The following is a 22,121-nucleotide window of genomic DNA, read 5'->3' on the forward strand; positions in this document are numbered from 1 at the left end:
CCTTCGGCGTCTCCGGGGCCGGTTCGCACGCCTTCAGTAAAGTTATAGCTATAACCATTGCGCCCGGGGATGGCTACAGCTTTAACTAAATCCATGATCACTGAGAAAGCGGCGCCGCGTACGACGGCGAGCCCGGAACGCACCTCCCGGAAGCCCCGCGGCGCGGTCCAACTCCTCGTCCTGGCACTCGGCTTCGTGATGGCGAGCCTGGACACCGGCATCATGAACGTCGCCTCCAGCGAGCTGCACACCCGGCTCGGCCTGAGCATGTCCGGCCTGACCTGGGTCGTCGAGGGCTATGTCCTCGCCTTCGCCGCGCTGCTCCTCCTCGCCGGCTCGCTGGCCAAGCGGTTCGGCGCCCGGCGGATCTACCTCATCGGCCTCGCCGTCTTCACCGCCGCGTCCCTACTGGGTGCCGCCGCACCGAACGGCGCGGTCCTGGTGGCGGCCCGGTTCGCCCAAGGTGCCGGCGCGGCGCTCTTCATGCCCAGCTCGCTGTCCCTCCTGATGAACGCCTTTCCCGAGCCGGCCCGCCGGGCGAAGATCCTCGGCATCTGGTCGGCGATCATCTCGACGTCCGTCGGGCTCGCCCCGACCATCGGCGGCCTCCTGGTCGGCACCCTGGGCTGGCGCAGCATCTTCCTCGTCAACCTCCCCATAGGGATCGCGGGACTGCTGCTCACCCGGCGGGTCATCGCGGCGATCCCGGCCCGCGACTCCGCCCTCGGCGGCGCCGGACACGTCCTGGGGCTGCTCGCCCTCGGCTCGCTCAGCTATGCGCTCATCGAGGGCCCCGACAGGGGCTGGACCTCGACCTGGGTGCTGGCGGCGTTCGCGGTCGCGGTGCTGGCCGCGGCCGGGTTCGTGGTCCGCGAACGGACCGCGAACGCGCCGATCCTGCCGGTCGCGCTCTTCGCGGACAGCCGTTTCTCCGCCGCCAACGTGGTCGGCTTCCTCTTCAACTTCGCCTTCTACGGGGCGCTGTTCGTCCTCGGGCTCTTCCTCCAGACCGCGCGCGGCTCCGGCCCGGTGACCGCGGGACTCCAGATGCTGCCCGCCGTCCTGGTCATCCCGTTCGGCAACATGCTCTACGCGCGGATCGGGCCGCGCATCGGCAACCGGGCGGCGCTGGCCGGCTCACTGGCGCTGTCCGCAACGGGTTATCTCGTCCTGTTCCTCCTCGTCGCGCCCGGCCTTCCGTACGGGGTGCTTGCGGTGGTCCTCGCCCTCACCAACATCGGCGCCGGCGTCAGCTCCCCGGCGATGACGGGCGTCCTGATGGAGGCCGCGGGCCGGGAGCACACCGACATCGGCAGCGCGACGCTGAACGCCAACCGCCAGATCGGCTCGCTGGTCGGGATCGCCGGGATGGGCGCGGTGCTGACCGGGGCGGGCGGTGGCTACCAGGGCGCGGCGTACGCCTTCGCGCTGGCGGCGGGGGCGCTGGCCGTCGCGGCGGTGGCCGGGTGGCTGGGCGTACGGACCCGGGGGTGAGAGGGCGCCCAGCGCTCACTCATCACCCGTCCCATCCCATCCCTCCGCACCTCACTCATCCCCCGTACCGCCTCACCCCTCACCCAACCCTCCCGCCCCGCCGCATACCCTTCCAAGGTGAGCGAGAACAGCACGCAGAAATGGCCCGCGGCCGCGGCGACCGGGATCGGGTCGATGCCCGGCGGCGATGCGCGGGAGGCGGCGAGAACCGTCACCGGGTCGCTGGAGAACTTCCCGCATCTGCCGGAACTGCCGGCCCGGGGCCCCGGCGCCGACATGATCGGGCGGACCCTCGGAATGCTCGTCGAGGTCTACGCCCATGTGGAGCCCAGCGGCTGGCGGATCAGCGACCGGCCGGGCCGCGACACCCGGCGCGCCCGTTCCTGGCTCGGTGAAGACCTCGACGCGCTGGAGGAGTTCACGCAAGGGTACGAGGGGCCGCTGAAGGTCTCGGCGGTCGGCCCGTGGACGCTCGCCGCCTCCCTGGAGCTGCGCAACGGCGAGGCCGCCCTCGGCGACCCCGGTGCCTGCCGGGATCTCGCGGCGTCCCTGGCCGAGGGGCTGCGCGGCCACCTCGCGGACGTACGGCGGCGGGTGCCCGGCGCCCAGGTCGTGCTTCAGCTCGACGAGCCGTCGCTGACGTCGGTGCTCCAGGGCCGGGTGAAGACCGCGAGCGGCTACCGCACCCACCGGGCGGTGGACCGGGCCGTCGTCGAGGGCGCGTTGCGCGATCTTGTCGGAGTCGCCGGCGACGGTCCCGTCGTCGTCCACTCGTGCGCACCGGCAGTGCCGTTCGGACTGCTGCGGCGGGCCGGTGTCGCGGGCGTCTCGTTCGATTTCGGGCTGCTCACCGAGCGTGAGGAGGAGGCGATCGGCGAGGCCGTCGAGGCCGGTACGGCGCTGTTCGCGGGCGTGGTGCCCGGCGTGGACGGTCGATTGTCAGACCCTGCCGGTAGCGTCATGGGTGTCAGGACGCTGTGGCGCAGGCTGGGGCTGACACCGGGGACTCTCGCCGAGTCCGTGGTCGTCACTCCGTCGTGCGGGCTCGCGGGCGCTTCGCCCGCATATGCCCGATCGGCTCTCGCCCACTGCGTCCGGGCGGCGAGATCGCTCGCAGACAACCCTGAGTGACGGCACTCAAGGACCACGGGAGGACAAGACGGTGGCTGGCGAACAGCACGCAGCGGTATCCAAGGTGCCCGCAGCGGCGCGGGAGAAGCACGCGCAGCTCGCTGAGCAGATCGAGGAGCATCGCTTCCGGTATTACGTGAAGGACGCCCCGGTCGTCAGCGACGCGGAGTTCGACAAGCTGCTGCGTTCCCTGGAGGCGCTGGAGGACGAGCACCCGGAGCTGCGCACCCCGGATTCGCCGACCCAGAAGGTCGCGGGGGCGTATGCCACGGAGTTCACCGAGGTCGAGCACCGCGAGCGGATGCTGTCCCTCGACAACGCCTTCGACGAGGAGGAGTTGGCGGCCTGGGCCGAGCGCCTCGCCGGTGAACTGGGCGGCGACCCCAAGAGTGCCGGGTACCACTTCCTGTGCGAGCTGAAGGTCGACGGCCTCGCCGTCAACCTCACGTACGAGCACGGACGGCTGACCCGCGCCGCCACCCGCGGCGACGGCCGCACGGGGGAGGACATCACCCCCAACGTCCGCACCATCGCCGAGATTCCGCACCGCCTGAAGGGCGACCGGATCCCCGAGCTGGTCGAGGTCCGCGGGGAGGTCTACTTCCCGATGGAGAAGTTCCTGGAGCTCAACGAACGCCTGGTGGCCGACGGCAAGCCGCCGTTCGCCAACCCGCGGAACGCCGCCGCCGGTTCGCTCCGCCAGAAGGACCCCAAGATCACCGCCAGCCGCCCGCTGCACATGGTCGTGCACGGCACCGGCGCCCGCACGGGCTTCGACATCGACCGCCAGTCGCAGGCGTACGGCATCCTGCGCGAGTGGGGCCTGCCGACGGCCGCGCACGCCAAGGTCGTCGACTCCCTCGCCGAGGTACGCGAGTTCATCGCCCATTACGGCGACCCCGACACCCGCCGCACCGCCGTCGAGCACGAGATCGACGGTGTGGTCGTCAAGCTGGACGAGATCCGGCTCCAGGGCCGGCTGGGTTCGACCTCGCGCGCTCCCCGGTGGGCGATCGCCTGGAAGTACCCGCCGGAGGAGGTCAACACCAAGCTGGTGGACATCCGGGTCGGCGTCGGCCGCACGGGCCGGGTCACCCCGTATGCGGTGGTCGAGCCGGTGACGGTGGCCGGATCCGAGGTGGAGTTCGCCACCCTGCACAACCAGGACGTGGTCAAGGCCAAGGGCGTCTTCATCGGTGACACGGTCGTGCTGCGCAAGGCGGGCGATGTCATCCCGGAGATCCTCGGCCCGGTGGTCGACCTGCGGGACGGCAGCGAGCGGGAGTTCGTGATGCCGGCCGAGTGCCCCGAGTGCGGCACCGCGCTGCAGCCCGCCAAGGAGGGCGATATCGACCTGCGGTGCCCCAACGCCCGCGCCTGCCCCGCCCAGATCCGTGAGCGGCTGTTCTACCTGGCCGGCCGCAAATGCCTGGACATCGAGAACTTCGGCTATGTGGCGGCGACGGCGCTCAGCCAGCCGCTGGAGCCCGCGGAGCCGCCTTTGAAGGACGAGGGCGACCTTTTCGGCCTCTCCATCGAGCAGTTGCTGCCCATCAAGTCGTATGTCCTCGACCCCGATTCCGGGTTGCCCAAGCGCGACCCGAAGACCGGCGAGGAGAAGGTCGTTACCTTCTTCGCCAACCAGAAGGGCGAGCCGAAGAAGAACGCCCTCGCCATGCTGGAGAACATCCAGGCCGCCAAGCAGCGCCCGCTGGCCCGGATCATCACGGGGCTGTCGATCCGCCATGTGGGACCGGTGGCCGCGGAGGCGCTGGCTCGGGAGTTCCGCTCGCTGGACCGTATCCGGGACGCGAGCGAGGAGGAGCTGGCCGCCGTCGACGGCGTCGGCGGGACCATCGCCGCGTCGCTGAAGCAGTGGTTCGCCGAGGAGTGGCACCAGCAAATCATCGAGAGCTGGCGGGCGGCCGGCGTCCGTATGGAAGAGGAACAAACGGGCGATGAAGGCTCGCGACCCCTGGAAGGCATCACCGTTGTGGTGACGGGCACACTTCAGTCACACACCAGAGATGGCGCGAAAGAGGCCCTCCAAGGACTCGGAGCGAAGGTGACCGGTTCCGTTTCGAAGAAGACCGGTTTCGTGGTGGTGGGCGACAACCCTGGTTCGAAGTACGACAAGGCCATGCAACTGAAGGTCCCTGTGCTGGACGATGACGGCTTCGCGGTGCTGCTGGAACAGGGTCCCGACGCGGCGCGAGCGGTAGCGGTCACTCCACCTGAGGAGGAGTGAGGCGTCACCCCAACGGCGCATACCAGATTGTTCGGGGAGGCCAGGTCGCATTCGGGCAACCGTTGCCGATCGCTGCCCGTGGCGGCCTTCCGCGGCCTACTGTTGAGGGGTGCGCCTGCCGTGGCGCGGGCACAGCCGGCTGTGAGAGGGATCGGAATGAAACCGACCGACAGCGCCGCTCCGGCGTCGCGGCTCCGGCAGCTCGTCGTGCCCGCGGTGCCCGCGACCATCGTCACCGTGGCGAGCCTCGCGCTCGCCACGGGCGTGATCCGGACCCTCGGCCGACAAGAGGCGTTGTTCCCCGGCGGGTCCGTCGGCTGGGCGCTGGCGATCCTCACCGGCGTCATCGTCGGCCACCTGGTCGCCCTCGGCCGGGACCGCTGGTGGGGCGGCACGGGCTCCGGTGCCGCCCTGGCCCTCGCCGTCCTGTTCCTCTACGGCTGGGTGGCCGCCGTCCTGGTGAGCCTCGCCGTCGTGGTGCTCGTCGCCGCGGCCCGCCGGCACCGCTGGCGCCAGGCCGTGGTCCACGGCGCCGTGGACATCCTCGGCATCGGCGCCGCGGCCCTCGGCCTCGCCGTCTTCGGCGTCGTCTCCAGCGTGCGCCACCCCTGGACACCGGACGCCTGGGACCTCACCGTCCTGCCCGAAGTCGTCACCGCGACCGGCTGCTACCTCCTCGTCAGCCGCGCGCTGCTCTGGTTCAGCCTGGCCCCGCGGTCCGGCGGACTGCCCAGCATCGCCCGAACGGCCCTGGTACGGCAGGTTCTCGTCGGAATCGCCCTGCTCGGCATCTCCCCCCTGATCGCGGTGTGCGCGGTCCACGCGCCGCTGCTGCTCCCGCTGTTCGCGGTACCGCTCATCGCGCTGGACTCCACCCTGTGGATAGCCCGCGCCCGCGCCGAGGAGCAGCTGCGCGACCCGCTCACCGGCCTGCCCAACCGCCAGTGGCTGCTGGAGCGCACATGGAGCGCGCTGGACGAGGCCGAGCGCGTCAACGTCCGCTCCGCGCTCGTCCTCATCGACCTGGACCGCTTCCGCTCCGTCAACGACACCCTCGGCCACCTCGCCGGCGACCGCCTGCTCCTCCAGATCGCCGACCGCCTGCGGCACGCCCTCCCGCGCGGCGCCGAGGCCGCCCGGCTCGGCGGCGACGAGTTCGCCGTCCTCCTGCCGGCCACCGACTCCCTCACCAGCTCCCAGCGGGTCGCCCGCAACCTCGTCGCGGCCCTCGGCTCCCCGCTGGACCTCGACGGCCTGACCCTCGTCCTCGAAGCCAGCGCCGGCGTCGCCGTCTTCCCCGACCACGCCCTCGACGCCGAAGGCCTGCTGCGCCGCGCCGATGTGGCGATGTACCAGGCCAAGCGGGACCGCAGCGGCGTCGAGCTCTACGAGGCCAAGCGGGACGGCAACACCCCCGACCGGCTGGGCCTGTTGGGCGATCTGCGGCGCGCCCTGGACGCCGGCGACGTCGAGCTGCACTACCAGCCCAAGGTCGGCTTCGACGGGCATGTCGCCGGGCTGGAGGCACTGGTCCGCTGGGTGCATCCGGACCGCGGCAGAGTCCCACCGGACGAGTTCATCGCCATCGCCGAGTCCTCCGGCCTGATGCCCCGGCTGACCGAGTACGTCCTGGAGACCGCCCTCGCCCAGGTGGCGCGCTGGCGGGGGATGGGCCTCGAAGTGCCGGTCGCGGTCAATGTCTCCCCGCGCGACGTGCACTCCCCGGGCTTCGCCGGCGCGGTCGCCGCCCGGCTCGCCCGCCATCGGGTGCCACCGGGCGCCCTCCAGCTGGAGATAACCGAACACGTCCTCCTGGAGGACCCGCAGCGGGCCGCCGACACCCTCGCGGGACTCACCGCCCACGGTGTGAAGATGTCCCTCGACGACTTCGGCACCGGCTACTCCTCCCTCGTCCATCTGCGCCGCCTCCCGGTCAGCGAGCTCAAGATCGACCGGTCGTTCGTGGCCCGGCTGGCCGTCGACAACGAGGACGCCGAGATCGTCCGCTGTACCCTCGATCTCGCCCACTCGCTCGGCCTGCTGGTCGTCGCCGAAGGCGTCGAGGACGACGAGACCTGGGAGCGGCTGCGCGACCTCGGCTGTGACGCCGTGCAGGGCTGGCTGGTGGCCGCCGCGATGCCACCGGAGGAAACCACGGCATGGCTACGAGCCCGCGGCGAGCACGGCTGGCACCGCGAGTCGGAGACGGCCGCCCTGGCGGCGGAGAAGGCAGCTGAAAGCCCTTCGGGACAGGTCCTGAACTGACGACCCGGCCACCGGCCGTCCCGTGTCCCCGCTCCGAAAAACCCTCGCAGTCACCAGCAGCAGAGCTTCCGCCCGGAGAGTCCGAGGCGCCGTCGACATCCGGCGAGTCCGACGAGTCCGGCGAGTCCGGCGAGTCCGACGAGTCCCGTACGGCTGATCGGTCCGGCGCACCCGGCGCGTCGGGCAAGGCCGAAGACACGGACGCACCCGACGCGCCCCAGGGCCCCGACGCGCCCACCGCGCCCGGCGAGCCGGAGGCTCCCTAGCCGGCCGGGTGCCCGTCGGCGATCCGCGGGACGTCCGCCGCCGGCGCCCTGGTGGAAAGGGCTGCGCGATCCTCATTGCGTTGGCAATAGGATTGGGCCGAAAAAGCTCAGAGAAACACTCCGCCAAGAACACCAGAGGATCGCTGCATGCCTGGCATCACGCGCGAGGAGGTCGCCCACCTCGCCCGGCTGGCACGTCTGGAGCTGAAGGACGAAGAGCTCGACCACTTCGCCGGACAGCTCGACGACATCATCGGCGCGGTCGCCCGCGTCTCCGAGGTCGCCGACCAAGACGTACCGCCGACCTCCCACCCGCTGCCCCTGACCAATGTCATGCGCCCGGACGAGGTCCGTCCGTCGCTGACCCCCGAGCAGGCGCTCTCCGGCGCCCCGGCCCAGGAGCAGCAGCGTTTCAAGGTGCCGCAGATCCTGGGGGAGGAGTGACCGACATGGCCGACCTGATCAAGCTCACCGCCGCCGAGATCGCGGCGAAGATCGCCTCCGGCGAGCTCACCGCCGTCGAGGTGACCGAGGCCCATCTGGCCCGGATCGAGGCCGTCGACGAGAAGGTGCACGCCTTCCTGCACATCGACCGCGAGGGCGCGCTCGCCCAGGCCCGCGCCGTGGACGAGAAGAAGGCCCGCGGCGAGAAGCTCGGCCCGCTGGCCGGCGTGCCGCTCGCGCTCAAGGACATCTTCACCACGGAGGGCATTCCCACCACCGTCGGCTCGAAGATCCTCGAAGGCTGGATCCCGCCGTACGACGCGACGCTGACCAAGAAGCTCAAGGCCGCCGACGTCGTCATCCTCGGCAAGACCAACATGGACGAGTTCGCCATGGGGTCCTCCACCGAGAACAGCGCCTACGGGCCGACCGGCAACCCCTGGGACCTGACCAAGATCCCCGGCGGCTCCGGCGGCGGCTCCAGCGCCGCCCTCGCCTCGTACCAGGCCCCGCTCGCCATCGGCACGGACACCGGCGGCTCCATCCGCCAGCCCGCCGCCGTCACCGGCACGGTCGGCGTCAAGCCCACCTACGGCGGCGTCTCCCGCTACGGCATGGTCGCCTTCTCGTCCTCCCTCGACCAGGGCGGCCCCTGCGCCCGTACGGTCCTGGACACGGCGCTGCTCCACGAAGTGATCGCCGGGCACGACCCGCTGGACTCCACCTCCATCGACGCGCCGGTCCCGGCGGTCGTCGAGGCGGCCCGCAACGGCTCGGTCCAGGGCATGCGGGTCGGCGTCGTCAAGCAGTTCCGCGGCGAGGGCTACCAGGAGGGCGTGCTCCAGCGCTTCGACGAGTCGGTCGCGCTGATGAAGGAGCTGGGCGCCGAGATCGTCGAGCTGGACTGCCCCTCCTTCGACCTGGCACTGGCCGCGTACTACCTGATCGCGCCGTCCGAGTGCTCGTCCAACCTGGCCCGCTTCGACGCCATGCGCTACGGCCTGCGGGTCGGCGACGACGGTACGAAGTCCGCCGAGGACGTCACCGCCCTGACCCGCGAGGCCGGTTTCGGCGCCGAGGTCAAGCGCCGGATCATGCTCGGTACGTACGCGCTCAGCTCCGGCTACTACGACGCGTACTACGGCTCCGCGCAGAAGGTGCGGACGCTGATCACCCGCGACTTCGAGAAGGCCTTCGAGCAGGTCGACGTGATCGTTTCGCCGACCACGCCGACCACCGCCTTCCCGATCGGCGAGCGGGTCGACGACCCGATGGCGATGTACCTCGCCGATGTCTGCACGCTCCCCGTCAACCTGGCGGGCAACGCCGCCATGTCGCTGCCCTGCGGCCTGGCCCCCGAGGACGGCCTGCCGGTGGGTCTGCAGATCATCGCCCCCGCCATGGCCGACGACCGGCTCTACAAGGTCGGTGCCGCGGTCGAGGCCGCGTTCACCGAGCGTTGGGGCCACCCGCTGCTTGAGGAGGCACCGTCACTGTGAGTGGAACGCTTGCGAAGGCCAAGGGCTTCAAGAAGTCCAAGCCCGGTACGTATCTGTCCATCGGCACCACGCTGTTCGGCGCGGTGAGCGTCGTCAAGCAGGCGAAGAAGGCCAAGTCGGAGCAGGACACGCTCCAGCTCGTCGACGCCGTCGTCTCCGCCGCCGCCATCGTCACCGGCGTCGCCCTGCTCATCCGCGAACTGCGCCGTATCGACAGCGGCGACGTCCTCGCGGACTGACCGGCGCCGGACCTGAGAGGTTAGTTTCACCGTGACTGTCACCGACCTGGTGTCGTACGAGGACGCGCTGGCCGCCTATGACCCCGTGATGGGTCTTGAGGTACACGTCGAACTCGGCACCAAGACCAAGATGTTCTGCGGGTGTTCCACCACCCTGGGCGCCGACGCCAACTCGCAGACCTGCCCCACCTGCCTGGGCCTGCCCGGCTCGCTGCCGGTCGTCAACGCGACCGGCGTCGAGTCCGCCGTCAAGATTGGCCTGGCCCTGAACTGCACCATCGCCGAGTGGTGCCGCTTCGCCCGGAAGAACTACTTCTATCCGGACATGCCGAAGAACTTCCAGACCTCCCAGTACGACGAGCCGATCGCCTTCGACGGCTACCTCGACGTACAGCTGGAGGACGGCGAGATCTTCCGTGTGAACATCGAGCGCGCGCACATGGAGGAGGACACCGGCAAGTCCACCCACATCGGTGGTGCCACCGGCCGTATCCACGGCGCCCGGCACTCCCTCCTGGACTACAACCGGGCCGGCATCCCGCTGATCGAGATCGTCACCAAGCCGATCGAGGGAGCGGGCGAGCGAGCCCCCGAGGTCGCCAAGGCGTATGTCGCCGAGCTGCGCGAGCTCATCAAGGCGCTCGGCGTCTCCGAGGCCCGCATGGAGCAGGGCCAGATGCGCTGCGACGTCAACCTGTCGCTGCGCCCCCAGGGCACCGAGAAGTTCGGCACCCGCTCGGAGACGAAGAACGTCAACTCGCTGCGCTCCGTGGAGCGTGCGGCTCGGTACGAGATCCAGCGCCACGCGGCGGTGCTCTCCTCCGGCGGCACGATCATCCAGGAGACCCGCCACTTCCACGAGGACGACGGCAGCACCACCTCCGGCCGGGTCAAGGAAGAGGCCGAGGACTACCGCTACTTCCCCGAGCCGGACCTGGTGCCGGTGGCCCCCTCCCGCGAGTGGGTCGAGGAACTGCGGGCCACGCTGCCCGAGTTGCCGCGAGTGCGCCGTAACCGGCTGCGCGAGGAGTGGGGCATCTCGGCGCACGACATGCAGTCCATCCTCAACGCGGGCGCCGTCGACCTGATCACCGCCACCGTCGACGCCGGTGCGGACTCCGCCTCGGCCCGTAAGTGGTGGATGGGCGAACTGGCCCGCCGCGCCAACGAGGACGGCGTGGAGCTGGCCGCCCTGCCGATCACCCCCGGGCAGGTCGCCCGGATCACCGCGCTGGTCAGCGACGGTTCCCTCAACGACAAGCTGGCCCGCCAGACCATCGAGGGCGTGCTCGCGGGCGAGGGCGACCCGGACACCGTCGTCGAGAAGCGCGGCCTGAAGGTCGTCTCCGACGAGGGCGCCCTCGGCACCGCCGTCGACGAGGCCATCGCGGCCAACGCGGCCATCGCGGACAAGATCCGCGGCGGCAAGGTCGCGGCGGCGGGCGCACTGGTCGGCGCCGTCATGAAGGCCACACGCGGCCAGGCCGACGCGGCGCGGGTGCGCGAACTGATCCTGGAGAAGCTGGGCGTGGAGGGCTGATCCTCCGGCCTCTGCCGCTGCGCATGGTGATGCGGTCCCCCGTAGGCGAGGGGGGCCGCATCAGCCGTTTCCGCGGGAGTTCTCCGGTGCGGGCGGAGAAACGTTTACGGGCCGATCCGCGCACCGGAGGCGGATTCGATCACCTGGTCCCCTATTGCTCCTCTTGTGGGGTAATCCACAAAAGCCGCAAAGGATCTTTTCGGCCTGTCACCCTGCTGAAAGAAATGTGGACCCGCCGCTTCCTCGATCGGTCGCGGCGGGTCCGCCATGACCCCGTACATCCGCGTTCGGCATCACCGGTCACCCCGGAGTCATCGACGCACAACCCGGGAAGCGGTCGAGATCCGTGACGGCTCTGGCTAGGTGGTGCCTCAGGCGCCGCATCGTGGTGATCGTCCTCTGGCTTGCCGCCTTCGCGGGGGTCGCCGTCGCCGCGGGGGTGGCCGGGTCCGCGTACTCGAACAACTACGAGGTCCCGGGGACCGAATCCGGGCGGGCCGGCGCTCTGATGGCGGAGGCGTTCCCCGACCGGTCCGGTGACACCGACAGCATCGTCTGGCACACCGACTCCGGGACCGTACGGTCCGGCGCGGTCGAGAAGAAGATGACGCGCACCTTGAAGGAGATATCCGGGCTGCCCGGCGTCTCCGAGGTCCTGAGCCCCTACGGTGCGCACGGCGCGCGGCAGATCAGTGAGGACGGGCACACCGCCTACGCATCCGTCGTCTTCGACGTGCCCACCGATGATCTCGACGCGGGCCGGGTCCAGAAGGTCGTCGACACCGCACGGCAGGCCGCCGGCGACGGGGTGCGGGTCGAACTCGGCGGCGCCGGGATCGCACTGACCGAGGCGCCGCGCGCCCAGCTCCCGGAGATCATCGGCCTGTGCGCCGCCGCCGTCGTGCTGTTCCTCGCCTTCGGCTCGCTTGCCGCGACCTTCCTGCCGATCATCACCGCGCTGGCCGCCGTCGGCACCGCCTCGGCCGGGATCACGCTGCTCGGCCACGTCATGACGGTCGCCGACTTCGCCCCCATGCTGGGCATGCTCATCGGCCTCGGCGTCGGCATCGACTACGCGCTGTTCATCGTCACCCGGCACCGCAAGGGCCTCAAATCCGGCCTGTCGGTCCAGGAGGCCGCCGAACGGGCCGTCGCGGTCTCCGGGCGCGCGGTCGTCTTCGCCGGCGCCACGGTCTGCATCGCGCTGCTCGGCATGCTGATCCTGCGGCTGGGCTTCCTCAACGGCGTGGCGCTCGCCGCCTCGCTCACCGTCGTCCTCACCGTCGCCGCCTCCATCACCCTGCTGCCCGCCCTGCTCGGGCTGATCGGGATGCGGGCGCTGAGCCGCCGCGAACGCCGGCGGCTGGCGGAGGGCGGGCCGCGGGTCGCGCGGCGCGCCGGCATCGCCGCCCGCTGGTCCGGCTTCGTCGAGCGGCACCCCAAGCTGCTGGGTGGGGCCGCGGCCGCCGTCATGCTCGTCCTCGCGCTGCCCACCCTCGGCCTCCACCTCGGCACCTCCGACCAGGGCAACAACCCCGCCACATCCACCACCCGGCAGGCGTACGACCTGCTGGCGGGCGGTGGCAGCGGACACGGCGGCTCGGGGCACGGCTTCGGGCCCGGCGTGAACGGGCCGCTGACCCTGGTCGGCAGCCTCGACGGCGCCAAGGACCGGCTGGCCTTCGACAAGCTGCCGGACGAGCTGCGGGACACGCCCGGGGTCGCGCACGTCAGCGGCCCGGAGTTCAACGGCAGCCGCGACACCGGCGTCATCACGGTCGTACCGACCAGCTCACCGCAGTCCCAGCAGACCTCCGACCTGGTGGAACGACTGCGCGCCGAGGTTCTCCCCGAGGCCGCGGGCAGCACCACCATGCAGGTGCACGTCGGCGGCGTCACCGCCAGCTACGACGACTTCGCGTCCCTCATCGTCGGCAAACTGCCGCTCTTCGTGGGCGTCGTCATCGCGCTCGGCTCGATCCTGCTGCTGCTCGCCTTCCGCAGTATCGGCATCCCGCTCAAGGCCGCGCTGATGAACGTCGCGGCCGTCGCCTCGTCCTTCGGGATCGTCGTCGCGATCTTCCAGTGGGGGTGGGGGAGCGAGGCGCTGGGACTGGGCAGCGGGGGCCCGATCGAGCCGTTCCTGCCGGTCATCATGGTGTCGGTGCTCTTCGGCCTCTCCATGGACTACCAGGTGTTCCTGGTGAGCCGGATGTACGAGGAGTGGCAGCTGACGCGGGACAACCGCCGCTCGGTACGGGTCGGCCTCGCCGAGACCGGCCGGGTGATCAACTCGGCGGCGGTCATCATGATCGCGGTGTTCGCGGCGTTCGTCCTCAGCGGCGACCGGATCATCGCGATGTTCGGCATCGGACTCGCCGCCGCGGTCGCCCTGGACGCCTTCGTCCTCCGTACGCTGCTGGTCCCGGCCCTGATGCATATGCTCGGCGGCGCGAACTGGTGGCTGCCCGGCTGGCTGGACCGGTGGCTGCCCCGGATCAGCATCGAACCGCCGCCCGAGCCGAACCCGGCGGCCGCGCTGCCGGGCCCCCGGGACGGGGACAGCCCCCGGGACGGGGGCAGCCCACGGGATGGCGAGAGCCCGCGGGACGGGGAGAGCCCGCTGGTCGGCGTGTAGCGACGGCGGTTCTCATAGGACTCTCAGACGCGGCCCCTACGGTCGCGGGCATGGGAACGACCAGGACCACTGAGACCACCGAGAACACCGCGACGACCGAGCCGACCGGGCCGACCGACAAGCGGGCCGAGGACGGGAAGGTGCCCGGCCAGGCCGCCGCCGCGGAGGCCGATACCACCGACAACAAGAACATCACCGAGGCCGAGGACGCCGAGCCCCACGCGGACGCGGACGACCTCGACATCGAGGCCGACGCCGCCGAACCGCCCGCCGGGGTCGCCGCCGGCGCCGGTTCCGTCGTCGCCGCGGGGCTGGGCCTCGCCTCCGTCACCGGCACCTGGCTCGGCACGCTGATGGCCGAGCGGCAGACCCTGCTGGGCCAGATCAAGCTCCAGTCGGGCCGGGCCACCGACCAGATCGGCACCGTCTACGGTGCCCCGTGGCACACCACCGCCCTGGTCAACGGCCTGTTCGCGCTGCTCGCCATGCTCGTCGCCACCGTGGTGCTGAGCCGGCCGCGCACCACCTGGGTACGGGCCGTGGCATGGGGCGGGCTGGCGCTCGGCGTGCTGGGGCTGCTGATCTCCGCGGGGATGTATCTCGACCTGTTCGCGAGTCTGCCCAGCATCCCTAAGGGCGCCGGAGCGGGCTCCTAAGCCCCCTACGGGCGCCGGGGGCTGTGCCTAAGGAGCGCGGGCGCGGCGGCGCGGGATTCTAAGGACCGTACGGGCGCGGAGATCGGGAACTCTCCCGATGTGCCGGGGCCACCTTGGAGACGAGGCTTGACGACATCGACGCACTGTCGAGTCACGAGACACCGCCTTCAGGGGAGAGACACCATGTACAGCTCCGAGCTGGAACTCCGCGTCCGTTACGAGGAACTGCGCCGCGAGGCCGACCGGCACCGCCTGGTGCGCGAGGCGACCGAGGGGCAGCGCGCCGCGCGCCGGGCCGCGGCCCGGTCCGGGGCGAACGATCCCGAAGGGCGGGTGAGCCGCAAGCGGAACCGGTGGGCGCGGGCACGCCGCGCCGCCGCCTGACCGCCGGCGGCTCGCGTGCCGTGCCACGTGCCGCCCCGACCGCAGTCGTACATGCCGGCCTCGCCGCCCGCCCAACCACCGTTCGCCCGGCCCCAGGTGCGCAACGCACCGGGCCGGGTGTTTCGCGTGGCGAAACCCGCTGCCGGATTGTCGGACCCCTGTGCGATGCTCGGCAGCGTGGAGAACAGGTCAGTCAGTCCCGTGTTCGTCGGCCGAGCGGCCGAGCTCGCCGCGCTGGGCGACGCGCTCGCCCGGACCGTGGCGTCCGGCGAGCCCCAGGCCCTGCTGATCGGGGGCGAGGCCGGGGTCGGCAAGACCCGGCTCATCGAGGAGTTCACCGAATCCGCCCGCTCCCAGGGGGCGCTGGTCGCGCTCGGCGGCTGCATAGAGATCGGCTCCGAGGGCCTCCCCTTCGCGCCCTTCTCCGCGATCCTGCACACCCTCCATGTGCATCTGCGCGACGAGCTCGCCGCCGCCGTCGCCGGCCAGGAGGGCGAACTCGCCCGCATCCTGCCCGAATTGGGGGAGACCGCCGGCGAGACACACGACGAGGAGATCGGCCGCGCCCGCCTCTTCGAGCTGACCGCCCGCCTCCTGGAGCGGCTGGCCGCCCATCGCACGCTCGTCATCGTCATCGAGGACCTCCACTGGGCGGACCGCTCCACCCGCGAACTCCTCGCCTACCTGCTGCGCGCGCTGCACGCCGCCGGCGTCCTGCTGGTCGCCACCTACCGCTCCGACGACATCCACCGCCGGCACCCCCTGCGCCCCTTCCTCGCCGAGATCGACCGGATGCGCACCGTCCGGCGCGTCGAGCTGGCCCGCTTCAACCGGTCCGAGGTCCGCTCCCAGATAGCGGGGATCAACGGCAGCGAGCCCGAAGAGGACACCGTCGACCGGGTCTTCAAGCGCTCCGAGGGCAACGCCTTCTTCGTCGAGGAGCTGGCCCGCAGCCTCGCCGACGGCTGTCTGCACGGCCTCAGCGACCCGCTGCGGGATCTGCTGCTGGTCCGTGTCGAGGCGCTGCCCGAGGACGCCCAGAAGGTCGTGCGGATCGCCGCCGAGGGCGGCTCCACCGTCGAGCACGAACTCCTCGCCGCCGTCTGCCAGATGCCCGAGGACGACCTCATCGAGGCGCTGCGGTCCGCCGTCGGCAGCAACACCCTGGTGCCCACCCAGGACGGCACCGGCTACCGCTTCCGGCACGCCCTCGTCCGCGAGGCCGTCGTCGACGACCTGCTGCCCGGAGAGCGCACCCGCCTCAACCGCCGCTACGCCGAGGCGCTGGAGGCCGACCGTTCCCTGGTCCGCTCCTCCGACGCCTGCGCCGCCCGCCTGGCCAGCTACTGGTACAAGGCCCATGACCCGGCGAAGGCGCTGCCCGCCGTCCTCGCCGCCTCCGTCAAGGCCCGCCGCCGCCATGCGTACGCCGAACAACTGCGGCTGCTGGACCGCGCCCTGGAGCTGTGGGACGACGTGCCCAAGGAGGTCCGCCAGGGGGTCCGCCCGGTGGACTATGCCGAGGCCTATCCGGCCTGCGGCTGCGACGACGACGCCCTGCGGTTCCTGGACCTGCTCGCCGAGATCGCGGTCGCCGCCCGGCTGTCCGGCGACAGCGAGCGGGCCTTCACGATCACCAAGCGCGCCCTGCGCGCGCTGCGCGACGAGGACGACGCCCCCCGCAAGGCATGGTTCCTGGTGCAGCGCTCCCGGCTCGTCCAGGGCACCGGCCGCGGCAACGGCTGGGAGGACCTGGGCAAGGCGCAGGAGCTGATGCGCGGATTGCCGCCGTCGTCCGTGCACGCCGAGGTGATGGCCGCCGTCGCCAGCTGGGCGGTGCTGCACGAACCGGGCCCCGGCACGTTCGCCACCGCCGAACGGGCCGTGGAACTCGCCCAGTTGGTGGGCGACGAAGAGGCCGAGCTGAACTCCCGGCTGACGCTGGCGGGCCTGCGTGTCGACGCCGGCGAGGTCGACGACGGCATCGCCGCGTTCCGTACGGCCCTCGATCTCGCCGTCGACCGCGGCTATATGGCCGTGATCGGCCGCGGCCATGTGAACCTGCCGTCCGCCCTGGAAGGCGTCGGCCGCTCCCGTGAAGCCGTCGAGGTCACCGAGCGGGGCGTCGAACTGACCACCCGCTACGGCCTCAAGGATGCGACCAGCTGGGTGACGGGCAACCGTGCCGAGTCGCTCCAGTCGCTCGGCCGCTGGGCGGAGGCCGCCCGTGCCGCCGCCGACGCCCGCGGCCTCTCCCAGAGCGCCCGGTCGACCGCGCTGGCCTCCAGCCGCCTCACCGACCTCGCCCTGGACCGGGGCGAGCTGGCGGAGGCCGAGCGGGAGCTGGCCATCGCCCGGGAGCACTACGGCACCCACGACCCCCAGCCGCAGCACGTCATCCCGCTGGCCCGGCACGCCCTGCGGATCGCCGCCCACCAGGGCCGGGTCCTCGACGCCCGCGACATCCTCCAGCAGGCGCTGGACGCCGGATTCCCGCCCGGCACCCAGCGCTACGCCTGGCCGCTGCTGTGGTCGGCCACCGCCACCGAGGCGGACGCCCGCGGTCTGCCAGCCGCGGAGCCGGGCCGGGCCGCGATCGTGGCCCGCATCCGGGACGCCGCCAGGAAACTGCCCCGGCTCTCCCCGGTCTGGGAGGCGTACGGGTGCGCCGTCGACGCCGAACTCCGGCGCGCCGAGGGCCGGGAGACACCGGACGCCTGGGCCGCGGCGGTCGCCGCCTTCCGCCCCCTGGAGCGTCCGCACGAACTCGCCAGGTGCTGCTACCGCTGGGCTGAATCACTGCTCCACGGCACCGAGCGGGCGACCGAGGGGCTGGACGGCCGTACGCCCCGAGAGGCCGCCGGACTGCTCCTCGTCCAGGCGCATGCCGCCGCCTCGTGGATGGGCGCCGGCCCGCTGATCGCCGAACTCGAACTCCTCGCCCAGCGCGCCCGGATCCCGCTCCCCGGTCTGTCCGCGTCCGCCGCACCGGAGGAGATATCCGACGCGGCCGGCCCGGCCGGCTGTGTCGCGCCCGCCGAGTCCCTCGGCCTCACCCCACGGGAACGGGATGTGCTCCGCCTGGTCGCCGACGGCCGCAGCAACCGCCAGATAGCCGACGCCCTGTTCATCTCGCCCAAGACCGCCAGCGTCCATGTCTCCAACATCCTCGCCAAGCTGGGCGTCTCCGGCCGCGGCGAGGCGGGAGCCCTGGCCCACCGCCTGCGGCTGTTCAGTGAGCCGGCAGCGAGCTGACGGAGCACCTCCTGGGCCGCGCCCCACCGGGCCGTACTCAGCCGGTGTCGCCGGCCGAGTCCGAGCTCTGTCGTGCCCTGACGACGACCTTGCCGGACGAAAGGTCTATCGGGCCCTCCCCGGGGTCACTGTCCCCCACATCGTCGACGACGAGCGACATCTTCTGCCGCTCCTCGTCCGTGTGCTTGCGGCCGGGTGCGAAAAGCTCTTCGACGACGTTGAACAATGTGCCCCCTATCGACGTGACCCGCCCCCCATTACCCGAGTGTAGGCAGGTCACGCGAAAAGGGATCAGGTCACCTTGAGGTGGAGAATCCGGTCATCGCCCTTGTGGACGTCGCCCCGTCCGTCCGTGTTGCTGGTGACCAGCCACAACCCCCCGTCGTCGGCCGCGACGACGCTCCGCAGCCGCCCGTACTCGCCGTTCAGGAACGCCTGCGGAGCGCCCACCGGCTTGGTGCCCTTCAGCGCGATCCGCCACAGCCGCTCGCCGCGCAGCCCGGCCATCCAGATCGAGCCCTTGGCGTACGCGATACCGCTGGGCGAGGCGTCCGCGGGCTTCCACTGGGCGACCGGGTCCACGAAGCCCGCCCCGCTCCCCTCGGCGCCCTTGGCCCGGCCCTCGACCTCCGGCCAGCCGTAGTTCTTGCCCGGCTCGATCAGATTGAGCTCGTCCCAGGTGTCCTGCCCGAACTCCGAGGCCCACAGCCGCTTTTCGCCGTCCCAGGCCAGCCCCTGCACATTGCGGTGGCCGTAGTCGTACACCACGGAGTCCGCCGAGGGGTTGCCGTGCGCCGGCTCGCCGTCCGGTGTCATCCGCAGGATCTTGCCGCCCAGGGACTCCTTGTCCTGTGCCAGGCCCTTGTCACCGGTCTCGCCGGTACCGGCGTAGAGCATCTTGTCCGGGCCGAACGCGATCCGGCCGCCGTTGTGCATCTGGCCCTTGGGAATGCCCTTGAAGATCGTGTCGGGCTGGCCGAGCTGAATGCCGGGCGGCCGCTTCTCGTCGTAGATCATGCGGGCGATGCGGTTGTCGGTCGCCGTGGTGAAGTACGCGTACACCAGATGGTCGGCGCCGAAGTCCGACGACACCGCGAGCCCCAACAGGCCGCCCTCACCGCCGGGTTCGACCCCTGGCACCGACCCGAGCAGGGTCTTCTTCCCGTCCGCCGCGATACGGAAGATGTCCCCGGTGTCACGGGAGGCGACCAGCAGATCCCCGCCCGGCAGCGGCGCCACGCCCCACGGCGACTTCAGCCCGGTGGTTAGCGTGGCCGTCACCTTCACCGACCCCTTGGCGGGCGGCGCGGCGGGCGACGGCGTGGCCTTCGGCGAGGCCGGCGCGGCGGAGGCCCCCGGGCTCTTGGCGGTGGCATCCGCGGACGGCCCGCCCTTCTCGGGCTGCGCGCCGCCGGACGAGCAGCCCGCTGCCAGAAGCAGCGAAGCGGCGGCCAACACGGCGGTCTGGGAGCGGCGTTGCACGGCAGGGGGTCCTCTCGTCGGCAGGGCGTGGACAAGGACACCACATCGCGCGGCCCGGTGCCGCGCGTTCGGGGTTCCGGGCCCGTCGCGACCTGCCAGGATCCGGGGACGGGCGGGGCGATCGGGGATGCGCACGAGGGCCTGCGCGGAGTGCGTCGTCGTACGCGGCGGCCGGTGCGGGCACCGGGCGGTACCGGCTCAGTACCAGGACCCCCGCGCCGGCGGCAGCCCGGCTATCTCCGCCAGATCCTCGCGGGTCAGCACCAGATCCGCGGCCTTGGCGTTCTGCGCCGCCCAGCGCTCCTTCTTCGTGCCCGGCACCGGGACCACATGCCGCCCCTGCGCCAGCACCCAGGCCAGGGCCACCTGGCCCGGCGTTGCGCCGTGCCGGGCGCCGATCCTCCGCAGCCCGGCCACCACCGGCTGGTTCGCCGCCATCATCTCGGCGGTGAAGCGCGGGTGGCGGGCCCGTATGTCCTCCGGTTCGAAGCCCTGCCCCGGGGTGAGGGTGCCGGTCAGATAGCCGTTGCCCAGCGGCATCGCCGCCAGGAAGCCGACGCCGCGCGACTCGCACCACGGCAGCAGCGCCTCCAGCGCCTCCGTCGACCACACCGACAGCTCGGCCTCCACACTGCTGACCGGGAACACCTGCTGAATACGCTCCAGTTGGCGCAGCGTGCCGTCATGCATCCGCGACCGTACGCGCGCCCCGCCGGCCGCCGCCAGGCGCTCCGTACGGGCCGCCCGAGGCGGCCGCACCGCCCGCGCGCCCACCGCGCACAGCCCCAGCGACCGCACCTTCCCCGCCGCCACCAGCTCCGCCATCGCCCCCCAGGTCTCCTCGATGGGCACCTCGGGGTCGGCGCGATGCAGCTGGTAGAGATCGATACGGTCGGTCTGCAGCCGGCGCAGCGACGCGTCGCAGGCCCGCTTGACGTAACCGGGCCGCCCGTTGGCCACGATGTGCTGCTCGCCCACGAGGAGCCCGCACTTGGTGGACACGAAGGCGTCCTCGCGCCGCTCCTTGAGCGCCCGGCCCACCAGCAGTTCATTGGTGAAGGGCCCGTACATGTCGGCGGTGTCCAGCAGGCTGCAGCCCCGGTCGAGCGCGGCGTGCACGGCCCGCAGGGAGCCCTCCCCGCTCCGCTGCGACTCGGTGTACCCCCAGCTCATCGGCATGCAGCCGAGCCCGATGGCGCCCACTTCGAGGGCCCCCGCGCCGATCGTCCTGCGCTCCACCTGGTTGTGCCTCCGTCCCCTCGCCCCCGGTCAAGGGCCAGTCCAAACTAACGTCTGAGGGGAACGCCTCTTCGCATAGCCTCTGGCCATGGCATCAACCGACCGGCGCCCCGGCCCGCGCACCGATCCGAACCCCGCCCCGAAGGACGTATGGCTCCCGATCCCGCCCGAGGAGATCGACGGCCTCCCCGAAGGGCTGAACTACGTCCACTGGGACGCCGGCCCCGCATACCCGGCCGACCCCGCCCGGTGCGTCTTCTACTGCGTGCCCTACATGAAGGGCGCCGAGCCGTCACTGCGGCCGCTGCCGCTCATGCGCAATGTCCGGGTCGTACAGACGCTGACCGCCGGTATCGAGCACATGCTGCCCGGACTGCCCCGGATGCCGGCCGGCGCCCAGTTGTGCAACGCCCGCGGACTGCACGACGCCAGCACCGCCGAGCTCGCGCTCACCCTGATCCTGGCGTCGCTGCGCGGCATCCCGGATTTCGTACGGGGTCAGGACGCGGAGGAGTGGCGGCACGGTTTTCAGCCGGCCCTCGCCGACAAGTCGGTCCTCATAGTGGGGTACGGTTCGATCGGCAGTGCCATCGAAGAGCGGCTCACACCTTTTGAGTGCGCGCGGGTGGCGCGCATCGCGCGCACCGCACGTGACACTGTGCGCGGTCCAGTGCTTCCACTCTCCGCCCTGAGCGACCTCCTGCCCGACGCGGACGTCGTCGTACTCGCCACTCCGCTCACCGAAGAGACCCATGGCCTGGTCGGAAGCGATTTCCTGGCGCGGATGAAGGACGGCGCACTCCTCGTCAACATCGCCCGCGGCGGAATCGTCGACACCAACGCGTTGCTCGCCGAACTGGAGTCGGGCCGGCTGCGCGCGGCGCTCGATGTGACCGATCCCGAACCCCTGCCGGCGGGCCATCCGCTGTGGCACGCTCCGGGCGTGCTCATCACTCCACACGTCGGTGGCCCCAGCTCTGCCTTTCTGCCCCGTGCGAAGCGGCTTCTGCGCGAGCAGCTGGCGCTTTTCGCGGGTGGGGAACCCGTCGGGAACGTGATCGCAACAGCAGACTGAGACGGCTGCGCATCGCTCTACGAGGCCGTACGAATGCGGGCTGTGTTCACATTTGGTTAGCTGGTCACGCTCTGTAGAGGGGCTATGTCCCTGAGTGACTGAATTGGTGTATCGTCCCGAGCGGGGACCGCGGCGTGCTGTATACGACGCGGTGCGAGATCCGGAACTCGAGGGGGGCGACGGGCGATGTACGGTCGATGGGCGAATCGCGAGACGCGCGATCCACGAGCGCCCGCGGAAATACCGCAGGACCCCCGGAAGCGCCG

General features: G+C 71.6%; 16 protein-coding genes. 13 read left to right on the forward strand and 3 right to left on the reverse strand.

Annotated elements, in window-relative coordinates; genetic code table 11:
- Positions 1-93: 93 nt before the first annotated feature.
- From FCH28_RS26820 to FCH28_RS26875, 12 genes are all read left to right on the forward strand, one after another.
- Entirely contained in the window at positions 94-1,494 is a 1,401-nt protein-coding gene (locus FCH28_RS26820; RefSeq protein ID WP_136742726.1) for an MFS transporter, read from the forward strand.
- Between the two features lie 174 nt (positions 1,495-1,668).
- Entirely contained in the window at positions 1,669-2,625 is a 957-nt protein-coding gene (locus FCH28_RS26825; RefSeq protein WP_425472009.1) for a methionine synthase, read from the forward strand.
- Between the two features lie 31 nt (positions 2,626-2,656).
- The gene (ligA, locus tag FCH28_RS26830; RefSeq protein WP_136742728.1) at positions 2,657-4,873 is read left to right on the forward strand and encodes an NAD-dependent DNA ligase LigA; all 2,217 of its coding nucleotides are present in this window, start codon (positions 2,657-2,659) and stop codon (positions 4,871-4,873) included.
- A gap of 156 nt (positions 4,874-5,029) precedes the next feature.
- On the forward strand, positions 5,030-7,138 hold the full coding sequence (locus tag FCH28_RS26835; protein ID WP_136742729.1) for a putative bifunctional diguanylate cyclase/phosphodiesterase: 2,109 nt from the start codon (positions 5,030-5,032) through the stop codon (positions 7,136-7,138).
- Between the two features lie 413 nt (positions 7,139-7,551).
- On the forward strand, positions 7,552-7,848 hold the full coding sequence (gene gatC, locus FCH28_RS26840; RefSeq protein WP_043266233.1) for an Asp-tRNA(Asn)/Glu-tRNA(Gln) amidotransferase subunit GatC: 297 nt from the start codon (positions 7,552-7,554) through the stop codon (positions 7,846-7,848).
- Between the two features lie 5 nt (positions 7,849-7,853).
- On the forward strand, positions 7,854-9,347 hold the full coding sequence (gene gatA, locus FCH28_RS26845) for an Asp-tRNA(Asn)/Glu-tRNA(Gln) amidotransferase subunit GatA (RefSeq protein WP_136742730.1): 1,494 nt from the start codon (positions 7,854-7,856) through the stop codon (positions 9,345-9,347).
- On the forward strand, positions 9,344-9,586 hold the full coding sequence (locus FCH28_RS26850) for a hypothetical protein (protein ID WP_136742731.1): 243 nt from the start codon (positions 9,344-9,346) through the stop codon (positions 9,584-9,586). Before gatA ends, FCH28_RS26850 begins: the two co-directional genes overlap by 4 nt.
- Before the next feature lie 31 nt (positions 9,587-9,617).
- Complete coding sequence (gene gatB, locus FCH28_RS26855) at positions 9,618-11,126, forward strand: Asp-tRNA(Asn)/Glu-tRNA(Gln) amidotransferase subunit GatB (RefSeq protein WP_136742732.1); 1,509 nt, start codon at positions 9,618-9,620, stop codon at positions 11,124-11,126.
- Between the two features lie 346 nt (positions 11,127-11,472).
- A complete protein-coding gene (locus FCH28_RS26860; protein WP_136742733.1) occupies positions 11,473-13,764 on the forward strand; it encodes an MMPL family transporter in 2,292 nt (763 codons plus the stop codon).
- Positions 13,765-13,814: 50 nt separating this feature from the next.
- Positions 13,815-14,420 (forward strand): hypothetical protein, encoded by a 606-nt coding sequence (locus FCH28_RS26865; RefSeq protein WP_136742734.1) that lies wholly within the window; start codon positions 13,815-13,817, stop codon positions 14,418-14,420.
- Between the two features lie 183 nt (positions 14,421-14,603).
- Entirely contained in the window at positions 14,604-14,804 is a 201-nt protein-coding gene (locus FCH28_RS26870) for a hypothetical protein (RefSeq protein WP_136742735.1), read from the forward strand.
- 165 nt (positions 14,805-14,969) lie between these two features.
- Positions 14,970-18,059, forward strand: coding sequence for a helix-turn-helix transcriptional regulator (locus FCH28_RS26875; RefSeq protein WP_136742870.1), 3,090 nt, complete (start codon positions 14,970-14,972; stop codon positions 18,057-18,059).
- A gap of 37 nt (positions 18,060-18,096) precedes the next feature.
- Here the strand turns inward: FCH28_RS26875 and FCH28_RS26880 are convergent, their stop codons facing one another.
- The 3 genes from FCH28_RS26880 to FCH28_RS26890 all read right to left on the reverse strand — a co-directional run bounded on the left by FCH28_RS26880 (position 18,097) and on the right by FCH28_RS26890 (position 20,780).
- Complete coding sequence (locus tag FCH28_RS26880; RefSeq protein WP_136742736.1) at positions 18,097-18,285, reverse strand: DUF6191 domain-containing protein; 189 nt, start codon at positions 18,283-18,285, stop codon at positions 18,097-18,099.
- 65 nt (positions 18,286-18,350) lie between these two features.
- Positions 18,351-19,541, reverse strand: a complete 1,191-nt coding sequence (locus FCH28_RS26885; RefSeq protein WP_136742737.1) for a PQQ-dependent sugar dehydrogenase — start codon at positions 19,539-19,541, stop codon at positions 18,351-18,353.
- Positions 19,542-19,739: 198 nt separating this feature from the next.
- On the reverse strand, positions 19,740-20,780 hold the full coding sequence (locus tag FCH28_RS26890; RefSeq protein WP_187363931.1) for an aldo/keto reductase: 1,041 nt from the start codon (positions 20,778-20,780) through the stop codon (positions 19,740-19,742).
- An 88-nt stretch (positions 20,781-20,868) separates the two neighbouring features.
- Here FCH28_RS26890 and FCH28_RS26895 point away from each other — a divergent pair, with 88 nt between their 5' ends.
- Positions 20,869-21,855 (forward strand): 2-hydroxyacid dehydrogenase, encoded by a 987-nt coding sequence (locus FCH28_RS26895; RefSeq protein ID WP_136742738.1) that lies wholly within the window; start codon positions 20,869-20,871, stop codon positions 21,853-21,855.
- Positions 21,856-22,121: the final 266 nt, after the last annotated feature.

Origin of the sequence: Streptomyces piniterrae (assembly GCF_005048155.1) — a bacterium.
Taxonomy (GTDB): domain Bacteria; phylum Actinomycetota; class Actinomycetes; order Streptomycetales; family Streptomycetaceae; genus Streptomyces; species Streptomyces piniterrae.